Source organism: Plantactinospora sp. BB1 (assembly GCF_003030385.1).
Lineage (GTDB): Bacteria > Actinomycetota > Actinomycetes > Mycobacteriales > Micromonosporaceae > Plantactinospora.
In genome coordinates this window covers 3340107-3358735 of record NZ_CP028159.1, presented here as the reverse complement: position 1 = coordinate 3358735, position 18629 = coordinate 3340107, and the positions used below count along the sequence as shown (strand labels likewise).

Sequence of the window (18629 nt, the reverse complement as noted above, 5' to 3'; positions counted from 1 at the left end):
GCCGCCGGGCGCGTCACCCCGGCCCGGCACCCCGACCCGGCCGCGCCGGACCGGCCGGCTCGGCCTCCGGCCGGGTCAGCCGGTCGAGCAGGAACGCCTCGCTGCCGGCCAGACCGACCGAGCAGAAGACCGTCACCTGGTCCGGCGTGGTCCGGCCAGGCTGCTCGCCGGCCAGCACCGCGCCCAGCGCCCGCAACCGCCCGGCGTACGCGCCGACGGTGCCGAGCATCGGCGGGTCGTACGCCCCGGCCTGGGCCAGCGAGTCGGTGACCAGCAGATCCGCCCGGTCCAGCAGGTCGGGGCCGAACTCCGACCGGCCCAGCTGCTTGTGGCCGATGGTGTTGAGGTGACTGCCGGGGCTCAGGTCGGCGGCCGAGATCACCGGAGTGGGGCTGGTGGTGGCGAGCACCACGACGTCACGGTCGCGTACCGCCGCCGCTGCGGTGTCGACCGCCCGGGCCGGGATGCCGAGTTCGGCCCGGACCCGGGCGGCGAACTTCTCCCGCCCGGCCGGGGTACGGCAGTGGACCGTCACCTCGCGCAGCCGGCGTACCGCCGCGACGGCCCAGACCTGCGCCCACGCCTGGCCACCGGCGCCGACCACCCCGAGCGTGGCCGCGTCCGGCCGGGCGAGCGCCCGCACCGCCACCCCGCCGAGCGCCCCGGTGCGCCGGGACCCGATCTCCGCGCCGACCGCGACCGCCCGGAGCCGCCCGTTCGCGGCGTCGTGCAGGGCCACCACCTGCTCGCCCTCGGCATGCCCGAAGGTGTCGTAGGAGCCGAATCCGTACCACTCGTCGACGAGCTGCCCGGCGGTGAGGACCAGCCGGCCACCGGCCAGCGGTGCGGCCACCCGGGGCGGGGCGACGAGCCGACCCCGGTACGCCGCCAGCAGCGCGTCCCGGATCGCCTCTACCGCCGTCGCGGCGTCCAGCCGGGCCGCCACCTCGGCGTCGGTGATGAAGTGGGTCATCAGCCGATTCTGATACTTCAACCATGGTTCAGGTCAACCGCCGGTGCCCGGCGGGTGGCCCGGATCGGGAGCCGGGATACCGGCGCCGGAGCCCGGTCACTCGTCCGGGCGGAGCGCCGCCAGCGCCTCCTCCAACTCGTCCGGCTTGACCAGCACGTCCCGCGCCTTCGAACCCTCCGACGGCCCGACGATGCCCCTGGTCTCCATCAGGTCCATCAGCCGGCCCGCCTTGGCGAAGCCGACCCGCAACTTGCGCTGGAGCATCGAGGTCGAGCCGAACTGCGAGGTGACCACCAGCTCGATCGCCTGCACCAGCAGGTCGAGGTCGTCGCCGATGTCCTCGTCGACCTTCTTCTTTGTCTCCTGCGCCGGGGTGAGCACGTCCGGCCGGAACTCCGGCTCCCGCTGGTCCTTGCAGAACTTGACGATGTCGTTGATCTCGTTTTCGGTGACCCAGGCGCCCTGGATGCGTACCGGCTTGGAGGCGCCCATCGGCAGGAAGAGGCCGTCGCCCCGGCCGATCAGCTTCTCCGCACCCGGCTGGTCGAGGATGACCCGCGAGTCGGCCAGCGACGAGGTGGCGAAGGCGAGCCGGGACGGCACGTTCGCCTTGATCAGGCCGGTCACCACGTCGACCGAGGGGCGCTGGGTGGCCAGCACGAGGTGGATGCCGGCGGCCCGGGCGAGCTGGGTGATCCGGACGACCGAATCCTCCACGTCGCGCGGCGCCACCATCATCAGGTCGGCCAACTCGTCCACGATCACCAACAGGTACGGGTACGGCCGGATCTCCCGCTCGCTGCCCGGCGGCGGCTTGATCTGACCGGCCCGTACCTTGCGGTTGTAGTCGTCGATGTGGCGTACCCCGGCGGCGGCCAGGTCGTCGTAGCGCATGTCCATCTCGCGGACCACCCAGTCCAGCGAGTCCGCCGCCTTCTTCGGGTTGGTCACGATCGGGGTGACCAGGTGCGGGATTCCCTCGTAGTTCGTCATCTCGACCCGCTTCGGGTCGATCAGCAGCAGCCGCACCTCGTCCGGAGTCGCCCGGGTCAAAATGGAGACGAGCAGGCTGTTCAGGCAGCTCGACTTGCCAGCGCCGGTGGCACCGGCGATCAGGATGTGCGGCATCTTGGCGAGGTTGGCCACCACGAAGCCGCCCTCGATGTCCTTGCCGAGCGCCACCAGCATCGGGTGGTGGTCGCTGGCCGCCGCCCGGGACCGGAGTACGTCGCCGAGCGCCACGTCCTCCCGGTCGCTGTTCGGGATCTCCACCCCGACCGCGCTCTTGCCCGGGATCGGGCTGAGGATCCGCACGTCCGGGGACTTGACCGCGTACGCGATGTTGCGGGAGAGCTGGGTGATCCGCTCGACCTTCACGCCGTGCCCGAGTTCGACCTCGTACCGGGTGACGGTCGGCCCCCGGGTGAAGCCGGTCACCGCCGCGTCCACGTCGAACTGGTCGAAGACGCCGGTCAGCGCGGCTATCACCTCGTCGTTGGCCCGGCTGCGGGTCTTCGGGGCACCGCCGGGGCGCAGCAGGTTGGCCGGCGGCAGCGTGTAGTCGCCGGCCAGCCCGGTGATCGCCAACTGCTCCGCCCGGGTCGGTGCCGGCGAGTGCTCGGGCGGCTCCGGCGCCTTCCGGGCGGCCGGTACCTTGCCCTTCGCCTTGCGCGGCAGCGGCACGTTCTCGTGCACCGGGGTGTCGATCTCATAGCCGGGCTCGTCCTCGTCGACCGGCTCCGGCAGCGGCGACGGGCGGCGGCGCGGCCGGCGGCCCTCGGTGTCGCGCGCCGGTCCGGCCTCGGCCTCCTCGTCGGACTCCGGCCGACCCAGCACCGCACCGGCCAGCAGCCCGAGCCGCTCCGGCACCTTGTTGATCGGTGTCGCCGTCACCACCAGCAGGCCGAAGAGGAGCAGCAGCACCAGCAGCGGTACGGCGACCCAGGCGCTGACCGCGCTCTCCAGCGGCCCGCCGACCCCGGCCCCGATCAGGCCACCGGCGTAGTCGCGCTCCCTGTTGTCCGCCGGACGCTGTCCGATGTGCAGCAGCGCCGCGGTGCCGACGATCAGCGCGGTCCAGCCGACCAGCCCCCGGCCGCGGTGCTCCGGCTCGGCCGGCTCCCGCATCAGCCGGACCGACCCGATCAGGAGCAGGACCGGCAGCACGATCGAGATCGCGCCGAAGAAGAGCCGGATGGTGTCGGCGAGTCGACCGCCCAGTGGACCGGCCGAGGAGAACCAGACCGCCACGGCGCTGAGGATCGCCAGGCCGAGCAGGAGCAGGCCGGCGCCGTCCCGGCGGTGCTCCGGGTCCAGGTCGCGGGCGGTCGCCGCCTGCCGACCTGCCGCCCGCATGGCCCAGCCGACGCCGTGCGCCAGCCCCATCCAGGTCGCGCCGATCGCCCGGCCGACGTACACCGCCGGGCTGGTCCGGGTCGGCCGGCGTGCCGCCGCCGCCCGCCCCCGGGCCGGCTGCCGGGCCCGGCTGTTGCCCGCGCGACTACCGCCGGAACGGGTCGTCGACCCACTCCGGCGCCGGTTCGCCTGAGAGGAGGCACGGCCCGCCATAAGTTCACACGTTAGCCGCGCGCGCTGAGGATTCCCCGCTTTTGCGCGCCGTGTCTGACCAGCTACCTCGCGGATCACACCCGGCCCGCACCGCCAGCCCCCGCCGTCGGCGGCCCGGCTGTCCCGGTACCGGTGGCCGTGGTCCTACCATCACGGGCGGAGCCGGAGCCGTCCAGGAGGGAGCGCGGATGCCCGTACCGGACTTCGTCGACGCCTCGGCCCGACCCGGCGGCGGCCGGCCGGAGCGGCTGCGACCGCTGACCGACGAGCTTCTCGGCAGCGTGCTCGGCGGCCGGGGCTACACCTGCTACACCGATCCGGACGGTGACCTGGTCGGCAGTTGGGACGGCAACCTGGTCTACTTCCTCCGGCTCGGCGAGGCCGGCGAGATACTCCAGATCCGCACGATGGCCGCGAGCCGGTTCTCCGTCGACGACGTGCCGACGCTCTACGCGTTCTGCAACGCCTGGAACCGCGACCGGCTCTGGCCGAAGGCGTTCGTGCAGGTCAACGACGACGGCAGTGTACGGGTCTGCGGCGAGGTGGTCACCGACCTGGAGCGCGGCGTCACGGTACGCCAGCTCGACCAGTTACTCGGGTGCGGCATCTCGACCGGCCGCCAGATGTGCGCAGCCGTAGCGGAGCTGCGACGCTGAGTAAACTCACCGGCGGCCGACACAGATTCCCGGACAGCCGGTTGGAACCCCTGGAAAGTGAGACCCCGCCGATGAACGCGCAATCGCCCCGCCCCCGCGCGGCGGCCGGGTGACCCGCGACGAGTTGCTCGCCGCCCTGGCCGACGCCCGGGACCGGCCGGACGACGCCGCCAAGGTCGCCGAACTGGACCGGATCGTCGCGTACGCCGACGCCGGCGGGGACGAACGGCTCGGCTTCGCGGCCCGGTTCGCGCTGGTCGAGGCGTACCAGCGGATCGAACCGTGGCGGATGCTCTCGCCGGTACGGTGGTGCCTCGGCGTCGTCGACCGCGCGCCGGAGACCGTCGATGCCACCGACAGCGCGCGGCTGCCCGACTACCACCGGCAGGCGGTGGCGGCCTTCTGCGGTACCTCCCGGGCCGGGCTGGCCCGGGTCGGGGCCGCCCTCGACGACCTGGAGCGCCGGCTCGACGCGGCCGGGCGGAGCCGGCGGCCGGCGTACGCGCTGCGCTGCCGGATCGCCGACCACGTCGGTGCCGAGTCGACGGCACGACGGTGGCTGCTGCGGTGGCGGGCGGCGCCGCAGGACGAGTGGAGCGGCTGCGCCGCCTGCGAGCCGGCCGACCAGGCGAGGCTGCTGGCCGGCTGGGGCCGGTGGACCGAGGCGGTCGAACTGGTCGAGCCGGTGCTCGCCGGCACGCTGCGCTGCCCCGACCAGCCGGAGCGGGCGCTCGGCGCGATCCAGTTGGCGTACCTGCGGCTCGGCCGCTACGACGAGGCCGCCGAGGCGCACGTACGCGCCTACCGGCGGCACCGGCGGGAGCGGGCCGGGTTTCCGCTGCTCGCCGACCACCTGCGGTTCTGTGCGCTGGCCGGTCGGCACGAGCGCGGCCTGGAGATCCTCGCCCGGCACCTGTCCGGGCTGGACCGCCCCTACGACGAGGCGTCCGCGCTGGAGTTCGCCGCCGCCGGGGCGCTGCTCTGCCGGCTGGCCGGGCGGGCCGGGTTCGCCCGCCACCCGATCCACCGCCCCGGGTACGCCGGGCGGCACGCCGCCGAGTTGACCGTCGCCGCGCTCGGCACCGAACTCACGGCCACCGCCGAGGACCTGGCGGGCCGGTTCGACGCCCGCAACGGGACCAGTCACCAGTCCGGCCGGGTCGCCTCCTGGCTGGCCGAACGCCCGCTGCCCGACCCGGTCCCCCTACCGGCGGAGTCGACGGCCGAGCCGGAGCGGTCGGTCGAGCAGGTGCGGACGGGGTGCGGGGACCGGGCGGACGGGCTCGTGCTGGTCGGGCCGCTGACGGTGGCGGCGATCGTCGACGTACTCCGGGACCGGGCGGAGCAGTTCGTGCCCGGTCCGGCGGGCCGGGTCGGTGGGCGGTGGGGCGATGCGCTGATCGAGTTCGAGCGGCTGGGTGAGCGGGGCGAGATCCTGCACGCCCGGGTGACCGCCGAGCGCCGGCTGCCGGCGGACCGCCTCGGGCAGGCGTACGAGTTCTGCAACGCCTGGAACCAGGACCGGCTGCTGCCCAAGGCGTACGTGCAGGATCCCGGCGCGGGGGAGCTGGTGCTGGCCGGCGACGTCAGTACCGACCTGGAGCACGGCGTCGCCGCCGGTCAGCTCGCCGTACTGGTCGACGCGGCCCTGGTCAGCGGAGCCGCCTTCGCGGCCGCGGTGAGCGCGCTGCCCTGACCCGCCCCCCGAAGAGACCGAACCGCCCGAAGAGACCGAACCGCCCGAAGACGCCGAGTCGTCCGAGCAGGCCGAGCCAGGAGGCCAGGATCAGCACCGCGACCAGCGCCTGGGCGAGCAGGGCGTACCGCTCGGGATAGAAGACACCCTCGACGTAGCGGTCGATGAAGCCCCGCCCGACGTCCGACTCGCCGGCCCGGCGCCGGGCCCAGTGTTCGAGGTAGGTCAGCGGGCAGACCAGTTGGGCGACGGTCACCAGCACGCCCCAGGCGGCGGCGCCGAAATGCAGCCAGATCGTCCTCGGCCAGCGCCAGGCGAGGAACCCGCCGAGCACGAGATAGCCCAGGAAGCCGAAGTGCAGCGCCAGGACCAAAACGATCAATAACCGGTAACCCATTGCCGCCTCCCGGGCAAAGGCTACCCAACCGGGCGGCCGGCGGACCGGGTACGGATACTCAGCCCGCCGGCCGGCACTCTCGACTCGCCGCGGCGCCCGGCTACCTCAGTGCAGATCGACCATTCGTCCCCTAACGCACCGAAAAGCCGAGGGTGTAGTCGCCGGAGCCGCGCCGGGACTCCACCCGGTAGCGGTAGAAGCCGGCGCTGCCGCTGTAGGTGATCTGCTCGTCCGCGGTCGGCCCGGCGGAGACGGCGACGGTACGCCAGCCGCCCCGGCTCCACTTCTGGAGTACCAGGTCGAAGTTGGCCCCGGAGGGTCCGTCCAGGCAGCCGACCTGCCGGCCGTGCCCGGCCCGGAAGTAGCGGCCGGCGGGCTGCACCTGGCGACGCCCGGCGCCCAGGGTGGCGGCCTTGCGCGCCTTGTGCCCGGTGCACTCCGCACCCGGCGGCGGGCTCGGCGGCTCGGTCGCGGCCGGCGGCTCGGTCGCGGCCGGCGGCTCCGTGGCGGCCGGCGGGTCCGTCGCGGCGGGCGGGTCGGCCGGGCCGTTCGCGGTGGTGACCAGGGTGAGCTGGTTCACCTCCAGGATCTCGGTCAGCGGCTGGAAGAACGTGATGCCGCCCACCGTGCAGTCGCCGGAGCCACCCGAGGTGACCCCCTGGGCCTGGTCGCCGGACATCCAGGAGCCGCCGGAGTCACCGGGCTCGGCACAGACGTCCGTCCGGGTCAGCCCGGTGACCGTGCCCTCCGGGTAGACGACCGTGGCGTTCAGCGCCTCGACGACCCCGCACCGGGCGCCCGTGGTGGCCCCGAAGCGGCAGATCGAGCTGCCCACCGGCGCCTCCTGGCCACCCGCCACGGCGATCGTGCCGCCGTCGAAGTCGTTGACCACCGGCTGCGGGACCCAGTCGTCGTTCGTCTCCACCACGCCCCAGTCGTCGCCGGGGAACGAGGAGGCCGACACGACGCCCTGGGCGACCCCGTCCGGGCTGCTGGTGGTGGCGCCCGGCGCTCCACAGTGCCCGGCGGTGACGAATCCGCCGACGACGGAGAAGCCGATCGAGCAGCGCGCCCGGTCGTCGATCACGTACGGGTCACCGCCGCGTACGTCGATCAGCGGCACCGGCGCCTCCGCCGAGGCGACCACCTCGACCGCGCCCGCCGGGGCGCCACTGCCCTGGACGAACCGCCGCACGGCGGACTCCGTACCGGGCTGGGCGCGTACCACGACGCGGTTGTTCGACACGTCGACGTACCAGCCGGCGACGTCCGGGGTGGCCTGGTCGGCGATCCGGTCGAGACCCGCCTTGACCGTGTCGAGCTGCCGGGCGTTCCGGGTGACCAGCTTCGGTTCGGCTCCGGCGGCGCGGGCCCGGGCGGCAGCCGCCTCGTCGGTCACCGCCACCATCAGCCGGTTGCCGTCGGCGGCCAGCCAGGTGCCGCCGTACCCGGTGCCGAGTTCGGTACGCAGCCGCTGCGTGGTACCGCGGGCCCACCGCTCCCGGTCCAGCCGGGCGCGCGCCTGCGCCTCGGTCAACGACAGGTCCCGGCGCAGCGCGTCGACGATCTGGCGGGCCGGACCGGCGGGTGTCGGCTCCGAGCGCGGCGGGTCCTCTCCGGCCAGCGCCGGCCAGGTCACCGCCGCCAGACCGGCGACGGTGGCCACCGTCACGCCGATCGCGATTCCCCGCCGCTGTGCCGTACTCCGCCGACTGACCGTGCCTCGCCGGCTCCGCGTCGCGCGTCCGCGATCCATCGATCGCCTCCTTCACCATCGGGCAGCCCGCGGGAAGGTACGGCCGACGACCGGCCGACGATGAACGGATCGGCGATGGGCAATCTCACAGCCGATCGGCTGAACCGGACGCGGCTGGCGTCCGTATCACCCCGAACGGCGGCGACTGCGCGGAAGGGCCCTTCCGCGCGTTTCCGCACGGAAGGGCCCGGCACGACGTCGGCGCTACCGCCTCGAACGGGTCAGACCTCGACCACGGTGGGGACGATCATCGGGCGGCGCCGGTACGCGTCGTTCACCCAGCGGCCGACCGTACGCCGGACGATCTGCTGCAACTGGTGCGGATCGGTGATCCCCTCGGTGGCCGCCCGGCCGAGCGCCTCGGTGATCAACGGAATGACCGGGTTGAACGCGTCCGGGTCGTCCGAGAAGCCCTTGGCGGAGACGGTGGGACCGCCGACCACCTTGCCGGTGACCGAGTCGACCACCACGGTCGCCGAGATGAAGCCGCCGTCGCCGAGGATCCGCCGCTCGGTGAGGAGCGACTCGCCGACGTCACCGACGGCGAGACCGTCGACGTAGACGTACCGGCTCTTGACGTGCCCGACCACCCGGGCGTGCCCCTCGACCAGGTCCACGACGTCGCCGTCCTCGCAGAGCACCACCCGGTCGGCGGCGACCCCGGACTCGATGCCGAGCCGGGCGTGCGCGCGCAGGTGCCGCCACTCGCCGTGCACCGGCATCAGGTTGCTCGGCCGGACCACGTTGAGCAGGTAGAGCAGTTCGCCGGCCGGGGCGTGCCCGGAGACGTGCACCTTCGCCACGTCCTTGTGGATCACGGTGGCACCGGCCCGGCAGAGCCTGTTGATCACCCGGTAGACCGAGGTCTCGTTCCCCGGCACCAGCGAGCTGGCCAGCACCACCGTGTCGCCGGGAGCGACCGTGATGTGCCGGTGGTCGCCGGTGGCCATCCGGCCCAGCGCGCTCATCGGCTCGCCCTGCGACCCGGTCGACATCAGCACGATCTGGTCCGGCGGCAGCGCGGCCGCCTCGTCCAGCCCGACGACCAGGCCGGGCTCGATGCGCAGCAGCCCCAGGTCGCGGGCGATGCCCATGTTGCGGACCATCGACCGGCCGATGAAGGCGACCTTGCGGCCGTGCTCGGCGGCGGAGTCCAGCACCTGCTGCACCCGGTGCACGTGCGAGGCGAACGAGGCCACGATGATCCGGCCGCGCGCCTTGGCGAAGATCGAGTCGAGTACCGGCCCGATCTCCCGCTCCGAGCTGACGAAGCCAGGGATCTCGGCGTTGGTCGAGTCGGAGAGGAGCAGGTCGACGCCTTCCGCACCGAGCCGGGCGAAGCCGGCCAGGTCGGTGATCCGGCCGTCCAGCGGGAGCTGGTCCATCTTGAAGTCGCCGGTGTGCAGCACCAGCCCGGCCGGGGTCCGGATCGCCACCGCGAGGGCGTCCGGGATCGAGTGGTTGACCGCGAAGAACTCGCACTCGAACGGGCCGAGCCGCTCCCGACCCCCCTCCCGGACCGTCAGCGTGTACGGCTCGATCCGCCGCTCGGCCAGCTTCGCCTCGACCAGCGCGAGGGTGAACTGCGAACCGACCAGCGGGATGTCCGGCTTGTGCGCGAGCAGGTAGGGCACGGCGCCGATGTGGTCCTCGTGCCCGTGCGTGAGCACGATCGCCTGTACGTCCGCGAGCCGGTCCAGGATCGGCGCGAAGTCAGGCAGGATCAGGTCGACACCAGGCTGTTCGACGTCGGGGAAGAGCACCCCGCAGTCGACGATCAGCAGCTTGCCGTCGTACTCGAAGACGGTCATGTTCCGCCCGATGGCGCCGAGGCCGCCCAGCGGCACGATCCGCAGCCCGCCCTCGGGCAGCGGCGGCGGCAGTTCCAGCTCAATCCCCGGCTGGCTCATGCCCGCACTCCGCATCCCCGTCCGTCGCCCCGAACCCGCTTCCCACCGCTGTTCCCGACTCCCGTCATGGCAGCTCCAGCCCGGCCGCCGCGCAGTCCGCCCGCAACTGTGCCATCTCGTCGGAGGTGACCTCGACCAGCGGTGGACGTACCGGCCCGGCGGGCAGGCCCCGGGCGGCCAGCGCCGCCTTGACCAGGATGGTGCCCTGGGTGCGGAAGATCCCGGTGAACAGCGGCAGCAGCCGCCGGTGCAGGGCCAGCGCCTCCGCAGTGTCCCCCCGGTCGTACGCCTCGATCATCTGCTTGGCGAGCGCCCCGGTCAGGTGGGTCGAGGTGCCGACCAGGCCGACCGCGCCGGTCGCCAGGGCGGGCAGCGTCAACGCGTCCTCGCCGGAGTAGTAGGCCAGATCGGTCCGGGTGGTCACCGCCGAGCTGGCGACCAGGTCGCCCTTGGCGTCCTTCACCGCGACGATCCGCTCGTGCTCGGCGAGTCGCAGCAGGGTCTCGGTGGCGATCGCCACCCCGCTGCGGTGCGGGATGTCGTAGAGCATCACCGGCAGCGTGGCGGCGTCGGCCACCTCGGTGAAGTGCCGGACCAGCCCGGCCTGCGGCGGCTTGTTGTAGTAGGGAGTGACCACCAGCAACCCGTGCGCCCCGGCCTTCTCGGCGGCACCGGCCAGCTCGATGGTGTGCCGGGTGTCGTTGGTGCCGACCCCGGCGACGACCTGTGCCCGGTCGCCCACCGCCTCGACCACCGCGCGGACCAGCCGCTCCTTCTCCGCGTCCGTGGTGGTCGGCGACTCACCCGTGGTCCCGTTCACGACCAGCGCGTCGTTGCCCTGCTCGTCCACCAGGTAGGCCGCGAGTCGGGCCGCACCGTCGAGATCCAGCGAACCGTCCGCGGTGAACGGGCTCACCATCGCGGTGAGCAGGCGCCCGAACGGGCGGGGTGCCGCCCGTTCGGCGTTGGCAGGGTGGTGGTGGGTCATGCGAACAACCTATCGGAATGCCGCCGCCCGGTCGGCGGGGAAGGGTTCAGGACAGCTGGGCGTACGGGCTGGTGGCGATCTCGGTACCGTCCGGCAGCGCGGTGATGGTGAAGTCGCCGAAGACGTTCGGCGCGACGCGCTGGAGCTGCCGCAGGCATTCGACCGCCAGCTCACGGATCTCGACGTCGGCGCCCTCGGTGGCCCGCATCGCCACGAAGTGCCGCCAGGCGCGGTAGTTGCCGGTGACCACGATCCGGGTCTCGGTGGCGTTCGGCAGGATCGCCCGGGCGGCCTGTCGGGCCTGCTTGCGGCGCAGGGTGGGGTTCTCCACGTCGGCGAAGCGCCGCTCCAGCCCCTCCAGCAGGTCGTTGTAGGCGCGCAGGCTCGCCTCGCTCGCCTCCACGAACCGCTTGTGCAGCTCCGCGTCCTCGGCGATCACCGAGGGCTCCACCATCGCGGCCTCGCGCTCGGGCACGTACCGCTGGGAGAGCTGGGAGTAGGAGAAGTGCCGGTGCCGCACCAGCTCGTGGGTGAAGGAGCGGGAGACGCCGGTGAAGTAGAAGGTGACGGTGCCGTGTTCGAGCACCGAGAGGTGCTGGCTCTCCAGGATGTGCGCCAGGTAGCCCGCGTTGGTCGCGGTGGCCGGGTTGGGCTTGCGCCACGACTGGTAGCAGGCCCGGCCGGCGAACTCGGCCAGCGCCTGGCCGCCGTCCGCGTCGGTCGACCACGGTACGTCCTCCGGTGGCTCGAAATGCGTCCACGCGATGACCTTGACCTGGGGGACCACCATCTCCGGCATTCCTCGGACTCTAGTCGCCTCCGGCGTGGTCCCGACGACCCCCCGCCCGGCTCGATGTCCGCGCCGGGTTGCCGGTCCGGCAACCCTCGAACCTCGTCTCGGAAACCCGGCGCTCCCGGTGGCGGGCTCACCGCCGACGGCACCCCGTCGGCAAGATGACGTCACAGTGCGGCTTGTATGTGACGTCAGATGGTGTCATAGTGACGTCATGGATCTGGCTCCCTATCTGGCGGCGCTCCGCCGCGATCTCACCGCCGCCGCCGCGCCCGGCGGCCCGGAGATCAGCCGGGCGGCCGAGTTGCTCGCCGGCTCGCTCGACATCTCGGCCCGGCTCTGCCTGCTGGAGGTGCTCGCCGACGCGACCGCCGAGATCACCGCCAAGCTCGACGGACCGACGGTCGAGGTGCGGCTGCGCGCCCGGGAGGCGGATCTGGTGGTGCACCGGGAGGCACCGGAGCAGCAGCCGGTGACCGCCCCGCCCGGCCCCCCTCCCCCGCCGACCGAAGCCGCCGGTGACGTCAGCCGGATCACGCTCCGGCTGCCGGAGACCCTGAAGGACGCCGTGGAACGGGCGGCCACCGCCGAGGGCATCTCGGTGAACGCCTGGCTGGTGCGGGCGGTCACCGCCGCCGTACCGGGAGCCGCCCCGCCCCCGACCGGCCGGACCGGTCGGGCGTCCAGCCGCCGGATCACCGGCTGGGCCCAGGCCTGACCAGTACCGGCGCTACCCGCCTCGCCGACCGCCAACCCGGCCCGGATCAGCCACCCGAGACCCACCCTGGAGGAGTCATGCCCGAGTTTCCCCGTACCGCACCGGTCACCGTCGTCGTCGACCTTCCGTCCGGCGCCTTCGAGATGGTCGCCGAGGAGCGCGAGTCGGCCGTCGTCGAGGTACACCCGTACGACGGCAGCGCCGAATCCCGCGAACAGGCCGCGCGCACCCAGGTCGGGCTGGACGGCGACGTGCTGTCGGTGGTCGTACCCGACCGGGCCGGCGGGCTGTTCCGGCTCCGCGCCGGCAGCGTACGTGCGCTGGTCCGGGTACCGCTGGACAGCTCCGGCCGGATCAAGGTCGCCTCCGCCGACGTACGCTGCCGGGGCCGCTACGCCGACCTGAGCGTCGGCTCGGCCTCCGGTGACGTCGAGATCGAGCACGTCACCGGCGACGCCGACGTCGACACGGCGAGCGGCGACATCGAGGTGTCCCGGGTGGACGGCCGGCTGGAGGTCAAGGGAGCCTCCGGGGCGCTCGTCGCCCGACAGGTCGGCGGAGCGCTGCGGGCCCGGCTCGCCTCCGGGGACGTCGACGTCGCCGAGGCCGGTGACGCCGTCGAGATCAAGACCGCCTCCGGCGCCGTACGCGTCGGAGCGACCCGGCAGGGACGGATCCGGATCGGGACCGCCTCCGGTGACGTGGGTGTCGGGGTACGTCCGGGCACCGGGGTCTGGCTCGACCTCAGCACCGTCTCCGGCACCACCCGCAACCGGCTCGACCCGGGCACCGCGCCCACCTCGACGGGCGGCCCCGGCCTGAGCCTGGAGGTCCGGACGGTGAGCGGCGACATCGAGGTACGCCGGGCGGCCTGACCGGCCAGCCGCAGCACCTCCGGCCCGGCGACCGGCTCACCGGTCACCGGGCCGAGGCACGCCGTGCCTGGGCACGCCGGGCCTGGGCACGCCGGGCCTGGGCACGCCGAGCCTGGGCACGCCGAGCCTCGGCACGAGCCGGGGCACGCCGAGCCGGGGCACGCCGAGCCGGAGCACGCGGGGCCGGGGATCGCCGAGCCGGGGCACGCGGGGCCGGCGGCGGTGTCGGGGCAGTGGCCGGCCGGACCGCCCGTGCCGGGTCGGACCGCCCGGCCGGGATGGTTGGCCGGCTCGCGGACGGCGTCGGCGGAGCCAGGCCCGGGCGGTCGCGGTCAGCAGGGCGGTGCCGAGGACCAGCAACCCGGTCCCCCACAGTCGGGCTCGATGAGGCATTCTGTCATCGACCTTCCACGATCAGTGATCTTCCTGACTGGTGGTCCTCCGCACCGAACCGGGCTTGCCGACCGGCCGGTACGGAGGACCACGGCCCACCCGCCAGCCGGGCTGGCCGGCGAGGAACCGCAGGTACTCTCGCCGGCCCGTCGACTGTCGGAAAAGAGCACCGCCGCCCTACCCCCGTGTTTCCGACAGGCACCGCCGCTGTCGGGTAACGCCCATCCGGCAAGGACGACCGACATGCCCCCCGGACCTCCCGGCATCCACGACGACACGATCCGCGCCCGCTGCGCCAGTCCCGAGGCGGCGGCGTACACGCTCTACGTCCGGCGCCTGGTCGGCGGGGCGAGGCTGGCCGGTGGGCAGGCGGAAGTCCTGCGTACCGCCGCCGCCCGTGGATTCCTGCCGGTCGGTTTCGGCAGGCAGACGCTCTCCGAGCACCTCTCCGGCCGGTACCGGCACGGGCCACCGTGGAGCACCACCGAGATGATCATCCGGTGCCTGCCGGAGCACGCGCCCCGGGACCGCATCCGGGCCGAGGCCGCCACCCTGCACCGGGCCGCCGCCAGAGCGGCCACCGTCCGACAGGCTGCTGTCCGACAGGCCGCCCGCAGGTCTGTTCCGGGTCCGAGCCATTCCGACAACCCGAGTCCGGACAGCCGCACCGGTCCGGACAATTCCGCCGACCGTCGCCCGGTCCGCGATCCGGCGAGCGTTCGGCCGGTACGCCGACCGAACGCCCCGGGACCCGTTCGACGCAACACACCCCGGCCCGGGCGTACCCCGAACAGCGCACCGATCGCCGAGGCCCGGCCGGACGGCAACCAGCCCCGGGGGCAGTACGGGCGCGGTGCCGGCCGGGGCTGGCCCGGGCCGGACATCGCGGTCGACATCGCGGACCTGCGGGCCGACTGTGCCCGGCTGACGGTGCAGGTGCTGCTGCTCGGGGAGCACGGCTCGTATCCGGAATGGACCGTCGACCTGTCGGCGGCCCTGGAACGGCGGCAACGCAGCCCGCTGGGGCAACTCTCCCGGCACATCGATCCGAACGCGGCACTGGCGCACCGCGCGCTCGCCGGATATCTCTGCGCGTACGCCGAACTCGGTCGCACCGGCGTCACCGAGTTGGCCATCCGGACCGGGCTGACCGCCGCCGTCGTCGCCGAGATCCTCACCGCCCGGCGGATGCCCACCGAGGCCGAGTTGCGCACCCTGGGTGCCGTGCTCGGCGTGGACGGCGTGGTCCTGCGGCAACTCGCCGCGCACGCCCGGGGCCTGCACGGTGCGGTACCGGAGAACCGCTGAACCACTGCCGTCCTCAGCCGTCGCCCTTCTCAGCCGCTGCCGTTCTCAGCCGCTGTCGCCCTCAGCGGCTGCCGTCCTCAGCCGCTGTCGTCCTCAACGGCTGCCGTCCTCAGCCGCTGCCGTCCTCAGCGGCTGCCGTTCTCGGCCGGCATCGTCGGACGGCGGGGTCCGCCGCCGCCGGGAGGGGCTGACCGCTGCCCGGTGCGCGCGAGCACGGCCACGGCACCCGCGAGCGCGACGAACGCGCCGAGCAACAGACCGCGCCGGTAACCCGCCACCAGCGCCGGGGCACCCGCCGGTTCCGGTTCACCGGCGGTCACCGCGACGGCCACGGCGACCAGCACGGCCACCCCGACCGCCAGCCCGACCTGCTGCGAGGTGTTGACCAACCCGGCGACGAGTCCCCGGTCCGCCGCCGGCACACCGGTGGTGGCCAGCACCGTCGCCGCGACGAACGCGCTGCCCAGCCCCAGTCCGAAGAGGAGCAGCCCGGCGAACAGGTCCCGCAGGTAGGAGCCGTCGACCGGAATCCGGGACAGCGACACCTGCCCGGCCGCCACCAGCGCCAGCCCGGCGGCCGCCAGTACGCGGGGCGGCCACCGCCCGGCCAGCCGGGCGACCAGGGCACTGCCGACGAACGCGGCCAGCGCCGCCGGAGCCATCGCCAGCCCGGTCCGGACCGGGTCGTGCCCGAGTACCCGTTGCAGATAGAGCACCAGGAAGAACCCCTGGCTGCCGACCACCGCCATCAGGCAGAGGATCGCCACGTTCGCGGCGGCGACCGGGCCGACCCGGAGGAACCGCGGTGGCACCAGCGGCGCGGCGGCCCGGCGCTCGACCAGTGGGAAGGCGCTGAGCAGCGCCACTGCGCCGGCCAGGGTGCCGAGCGTGCCCGGCGCGCCGAAGCCGGAGCGCTGGCCGAGTGTCACGCCGTGGATCAGCAGCCCCGGGCCGACCGTCACCGCGACGGCCCCGGGCAGGTCGAGCCCGACCGACCGGCCCCGGTGGTTCGTCGCCGGCTCCGCCGAGCGGCCCCGGCGGTTCGTCGCCGGCCCGGCCGACGAACCGGCGGTTTCCGGATCCCGGTCGCGACGCACACCCGGGCGGTCGTCGGGCAGCAGCCGGCCGGCCAGCGGCAGCGCCAGGGCGCAGACCGGCACGTTGACCAGGAAGACCAGTTGCCAACCGGCCAGTTCGGTCAGCACGCCGCCGAGGACCAGCCCGACGGCGGCGCCGGACGCGCCGAGGGCGCTCCAGACCCCGAGCGCCCGGTTCCGGGCGGGACCGTCCGGGAAGAGTCCGAGCAGCAGCGCGAAGCCGGTCGCGGAGACCAGGGCCGCCCCGACCCCCTGCACCGCCCGCGCGCCGAGCAGCGGCGCCGCCGACCCGGCCAGCCCGCAGGCCAGCGAGGCCACTCCTAACAGGCCGGTGCCGGCGACGAAGACCCGTCGCCGGCCGAGCCGGTCACCGGTACGCCCGCCGAGCACGAGCAGCCCGCCGAAGGTGACCGCGTAGAGCGAGACGACGTACTGGAGGGTACTCTCGGTGAGCACCAGGTCCAGCCGGATCGCGTCGAGCGCGACGGTGGTGACGGTGCTGTCCAGCACGACCATGAACTGCACCGCGCAGAGCAGCCCGAGCGCGCCCCCGTGCCGCGCCGAACCGCCCGCCGGCACACCGCCGACCGCCGGCACACCACCGCCACTCCGCACACCGCTGCCGCTCGGCGCACCACCGCCGCTCGGCACGCCACCGCCGGTCGTCATGCCGTGAGTCCGCCGTCGAGCGCGATGGTCACCCCGTTGAGATAGTCGGCGCCGGGACCGGCCAGGAAGAGCGTCGCCGCCGCCACGTCGGCCGCGGTGCCGAGCCGCCGGGCCGGGATCGTCGGCAGGATGTGCGCCTCGACGTCCACCGCCGCCTGCACCGGAAACGACATCGGGCCGTCCCGCACGATCCCCGGGTTGACGCCGTTGACCCGCAGTCCCTGCGGGCCGTACTCGATCGCCCAGGTACGGGTGAGGTTGTCCAGGGCCGCCTTCGAGGAGTTGTAGATCGAGGAACCGGCCCAACTCCTCGTCGTACCGATGGAACTGATGTTGACGATCCGGCCGCCCCCTCCGCGCAGCAGGTGCGGCAGCGCGGCCTGGGTCAGGAAGTACGTCGACCTGTAGTTGAGCCCGACCACCCGGTCGAACTCCTCCTCGGTGCTCTCGTGGGTCGGGCCGGCCGTGTACGCGGCGGCGTTGTTCACCAGGATGTCCAGCCCGCCGAACCGTTCGACGGTGGCCCGGAGCACCTCGCCGTGGCTCTGCCGTCGACTCAGGTCGGCCGGTACGAAGAGTCCGTCGTCCAGTTCCGCCGCCACCGCCGTACCCAGGTCGGTGCGGCGGCCGACCACCGTGACGGCGGCACCCGCTCCGGCGAGTACCCGGGCGATGGCCGCACCGATCCCACCGGTGCCGCCGGTCACCAGCGCCACCCTGCCGCTCAGTTCGCGATCACTCATGCCTCGACGCTAGGAGCCGCCCTTCATAACGGTCAAAGACTCAGTTCGCATGAGTTGATAACGTCAGTGCATGAACTTCGAGCTGCGCCAGTTGGCGGCGTTCGTCGCGGTCGCCGAGGAGCTGCACTTCGGCCGGGCCGCCGCCCGGCTGCACATCGCGCAGCCCGCGCTCTCCCAGCAGATCCTCCGGCTGGAGGCCGCGCTCGGGGCGGACCTGCTGGTCCGGCAGCGCCGCCGGACGACACTCAGCGAGGCCGGCCGGCTCTTCCTGGTCGAGGCCCGCCGGACCCTGCACCAGGCCCGGGTGGCGCAGACGGTGGCCGAGCGCGCCCAGCGCGGCGAGTTGGGCCGGCTGCGGATCGGCTACACCCCCACCGCCTCGTCCCAGCAGTTCCTCCGAATCCTCGGCGGTTTCCAGCGGGACGCCCCCGAGATCGACCTGAGCCTCACCGAGCTGCCGATCGGCTCGATCGCCGAGCCGCTGCGCGAGGACGTCGTCGACGTCGCCTTCGTGGTGACCCTCGGCGAGTTCGACTGCGCCTGGCTGGGCGAGGACATCACGCTGCGGCAGCTCTCCCGGGAGGCGTTCCTGGCGGCGGTACCGGCCGATCACCGGCTGGCCGGCAAGCCGGAGATCGATCTCACCGACCTGGCGGCGGAGTCCTTCGCCTTCCTGGCCCGCGACCTCTGTCCGCACTGGTACGACATGGTGCTGGAGGTCTGCCGGCAGGGCGGCTTCACCCCCCGGCCGGTGCACGAGGCCGGTGGCGTCGGCACCCAGTTGACCCTGGTGGCCGCCGGGGTCGGCGTCGCCCTGGTGCAGGAGTCCGCCCGGCTGCTGCGTGACGACGGGATCGCCTACCTGCCGATCCGCCAGTCGGTGCCGCAGGTCAGCTCCGGAGTCGCCTGGCGGGCCGACGACCCGTCTCCGGTGCTCCGCCGGTTCCGCACGGCGCTCGCCGCCGACTGACCATCCGCCCGTCGCGCGGGTGGTCGTCGGGGCGGCGACGGCCGATCCGTCCACCCTGGACGACCCTGTTCGCTCGGCGGGCATCTCAATCTATGGACGTCTATGTTGCCGCCTCTCCG

The 18629-nt window shown here is 73.8% G+C and carries 15 protein-coding genes; 6 read left to right on the top strand and 9 right to left on the bottom strand.

Annotated features, from left to right (window positions below):
- Nucleotides 1-13: 13 nt before the first annotated feature.
- Both C6W10_RS14660 and C6W10_RS14655 read right to left on the bottom strand, forming a co-directional pair.
- Complete coding sequence (locus C6W10_RS14660) at nt 14-973, bottom strand: ornithine cyclodeaminase family protein (protein WP_107258562.1); 960 nt, start codon at nt 971-973, stop codon at nt 14-16.
- A gap of 96 nt (nt 974-1069) precedes the next feature.
- A complete protein-coding gene (locus tag C6W10_RS14655) occupies nt 1070-3541 on the bottom strand; it encodes a DNA translocase FtsK (protein WP_107258561.1) in 2472 nt (823 codons plus the stop codon).
- 188 nt (nt 3542-3729) lie between these two features.
- On the opposite strand from C6W10_RS14655, the gene C6W10_RS14650 reads away from it, so the two are divergent.
- Both C6W10_RS14650 and C6W10_RS14645 read left to right on the top strand, forming a co-directional pair.
- Entirely contained in the window at nt 3730-4197 is a 468-nt protein-coding gene (locus tag C6W10_RS14650; RefSeq protein WP_107258560.1) for a YbjN domain-containing protein, read from the top strand.
- A gap of 109 nt (nt 4198-4306) precedes the next feature.
- Nucleotides 4307-5893: a YbjN domain-containing protein gene (locus tag C6W10_RS14645; RefSeq protein WP_107258559.1), complete on the top strand. Its 1587-nt coding sequence runs from the start codon at nt 4307-4309 to the stop codon at nt 5891-5893.
- Here C6W10_RS14645 and C6W10_RS14640 read toward each other — a convergent pair.
- The 5 genes from C6W10_RS14640 to thyX all read right to left on the bottom strand — a co-directional run bounded on the left by C6W10_RS14640 (nt 5850) and on the right by thyX (nt 11734).
- Entirely contained in the window at nt 5850-6290 is a 441-nt protein-coding gene (locus tag C6W10_RS14640) for a DUF2784 domain-containing protein (RefSeq protein ID WP_199853933.1), read from the bottom strand. The genes C6W10_RS14645 and C6W10_RS14640 overlap by 44 nt on opposite strands.
- 130 nt (nt 6291-6420) lie before the next feature.
- Nucleotides 6421-8046 (bottom strand): S1 family peptidase, encoded by a 1626-nt coding sequence (locus C6W10_RS14635; RefSeq protein WP_107258558.1) that lies wholly within the window; start codon nt 8044-8046, stop codon nt 6421-6423.
- Between the two features lie 221 nt (nt 8047-8267).
- Nucleotides 8268-9956 (bottom strand): ribonuclease J, encoded by a 1689-nt coding sequence (locus C6W10_RS14630; RefSeq protein WP_107258557.1) that lies wholly within the window; start codon nt 9954-9956, stop codon nt 8268-8270.
- A gap of 64 nt (nt 9957-10020) precedes the next feature.
- On the bottom strand, nt 10021-10944 hold the full coding sequence (dapA, locus tag C6W10_RS14625; RefSeq protein ID WP_107258556.1) for a 4-hydroxy-tetrahydrodipicolinate synthase: 924 nt from the start codon (nt 10942-10944) through the stop codon (nt 10021-10023).
- Between the two features lie 46 nt (nt 10945-10990).
- On the bottom strand, nt 10991-11734 hold the full coding sequence (gene thyX / locus C6W10_RS14620; protein WP_107263947.1) for an FAD-dependent thymidylate synthase: 744 nt from the start codon (nt 11732-11734) through the stop codon (nt 10991-10993).
- Between the two features lie 217 nt (nt 11735-11951).
- Here thyX and C6W10_RS14615 point away from each other — a divergent pair, with 217 nt between their 5' ends.
- The 3 genes from C6W10_RS14615 to C6W10_RS14605 all read left to right on the top strand — a co-directional run bounded on the left by C6W10_RS14615 (nt 11952) and on the right by C6W10_RS14605 (nt 15031).
- Nucleotides 11952-12455, top strand: coding sequence for a toxin-antitoxin system HicB family antitoxin (locus tag C6W10_RS14615; protein WP_107258555.1), 504 nt, complete (start codon nt 11952-11954; stop codon nt 12453-12455).
- 77 nt (nt 12456-12532) lie between these two features.
- Entirely contained in the window at nt 12533-13330 is a 798-nt protein-coding gene (locus C6W10_RS14610) for a DUF4097 family beta strand repeat-containing protein (RefSeq protein ID WP_107258554.1), read from the top strand.
- 636 nt (nt 13331-13966) lie between these two features.
- Entirely contained in the window at nt 13967-15031 is a 1065-nt protein-coding gene (locus C6W10_RS14605) for a hypothetical protein (protein WP_107258553.1), read from the top strand.
- A gap of 125 nt (nt 15032-15156) precedes the next feature.
- On the opposite strand, the gene C6W10_RS14600 is transcribed toward C6W10_RS14605, so the two are convergent.
- Nucleotides 15157-16797: an MFS transporter gene (locus C6W10_RS14600; RefSeq protein WP_107258552.1), complete on the bottom strand. Its 1641-nt coding sequence runs from the start codon at nt 16795-16797 to the stop codon at nt 15157-15159.
- Nucleotides 16794-17540 (bottom strand): SDR family NAD(P)-dependent oxidoreductase, encoded by a 747-nt coding sequence (locus C6W10_RS14595; protein ID WP_107258551.1) that lies wholly within the window; start codon nt 17538-17540, stop codon nt 16794-16796. Before C6W10_RS14595 ends, C6W10_RS14600 begins: the two co-directional genes overlap by 4 nt.
- A gap of 70 nt (nt 17541-17610) precedes the next feature.
- Between C6W10_RS14595 and C6W10_RS14590 the strand changes: the two genes are divergently transcribed.
- On the top strand, nt 17611-18510 hold the full coding sequence (locus C6W10_RS14590; RefSeq protein WP_107258550.1) for a LysR family transcriptional regulator: 900 nt from the start codon (nt 17611-17613) through the stop codon (nt 18508-18510).
- Nucleotides 18511-18629: the final 119 nt, after the last annotated feature.

Excerpts from the sequence above, each read along its gene's own strand:
- C6W10_RS14595 (WP_107258551.1), bottom strand. The coding sequence starts at position 17,540 with ATGAGTGATCGCGAACTGAGCGGCAGGGTGGCGCTGGTGACCGGCGGC.
- C6W10_RS14660 (WP_107258562.1), bottom strand. The coding sequence starts at position 973 with ATGACCCACTTCATCACCGACGCCGAGGTGGCGGCCCGGCTGGACGCC.
- thyX (WP_107263947.1), bottom strand. The coding sequence starts at position 11,734 with ATGGTGGTCCCCCAGGTCAAGGTCATCGCGTGGACGCATTTCGAGCCA.
- C6W10_RS14640 (WP_199853933.1), bottom strand. The coding sequence starts at position 6,290 with ATGGGTTACCGGTTATTGATCGTTTTGGTCCTGGCGCTGCACTTCGGC.
- C6W10_RS14600 (WP_107258552.1), bottom strand. The coding sequence starts at position 16,797 with ATGACGACCGGCGGTGGCGTGCCGAGCGGCGGTGGTGCGCCGAGCGGC.
- C6W10_RS14615 (WP_107258555.1), top strand. The coding sequence starts at position 11,952 with ATGGATCTGGCTCCCTATCTGGCGGCGCTCCGCCGCGATCTCACCGCC.
- C6W10_RS14605 (WP_107258553.1), top strand. The coding sequence starts at position 13,967 with ATGCCCCCCGGACCTCCCGGCATCCACGACGACACGATCCGCGCCCGC.
- dapA (WP_107258556.1), bottom strand. The coding sequence starts at position 10,944 with ATGACCCACCACCACCCTGCCAACGCCGAACGGGCGGCACCCCGCCCG.
- C6W10_RS14650 (WP_107258560.1), top strand. The coding sequence starts at position 3,730 with ATGCCCGTACCGGACTTCGTCGACGCCTCGGCCCGACCCGGCGGCGGC.
- C6W10_RS14590 (WP_107258550.1), top strand. The coding sequence starts at position 17,611 with ATGAACTTCGAGCTGCGCCAGTTGGCGGCGTTCGTCGCGGTCGCCGAG.
- C6W10_RS14610 (WP_107258554.1), top strand. The coding sequence starts at position 12,533 with ATGCCCGAGTTTCCCCGTACCGCACCGGTCACCGTCGTCGTCGACCTT.
- C6W10_RS14630 (WP_107258557.1), bottom strand. The coding sequence starts at position 9,956 with ATGAGCCAGCCGGGGATTGAGCTGGAACTGCCGCCGCCGCTGCCCGAG.
- C6W10_RS14635 (WP_107258558.1), bottom strand. The coding sequence starts at position 8,046 with ATGGATCGCGGACGCGCGACGCGGAGCCGGCGAGGCACGGTCAGTCGG.
- C6W10_RS14655 (WP_107258561.1), bottom strand. The coding sequence starts at position 3,541 with ATGGCGGGCCGTGCCTCCTCTCAGGCGAACCGGCGCCGGAGTGGGTCG.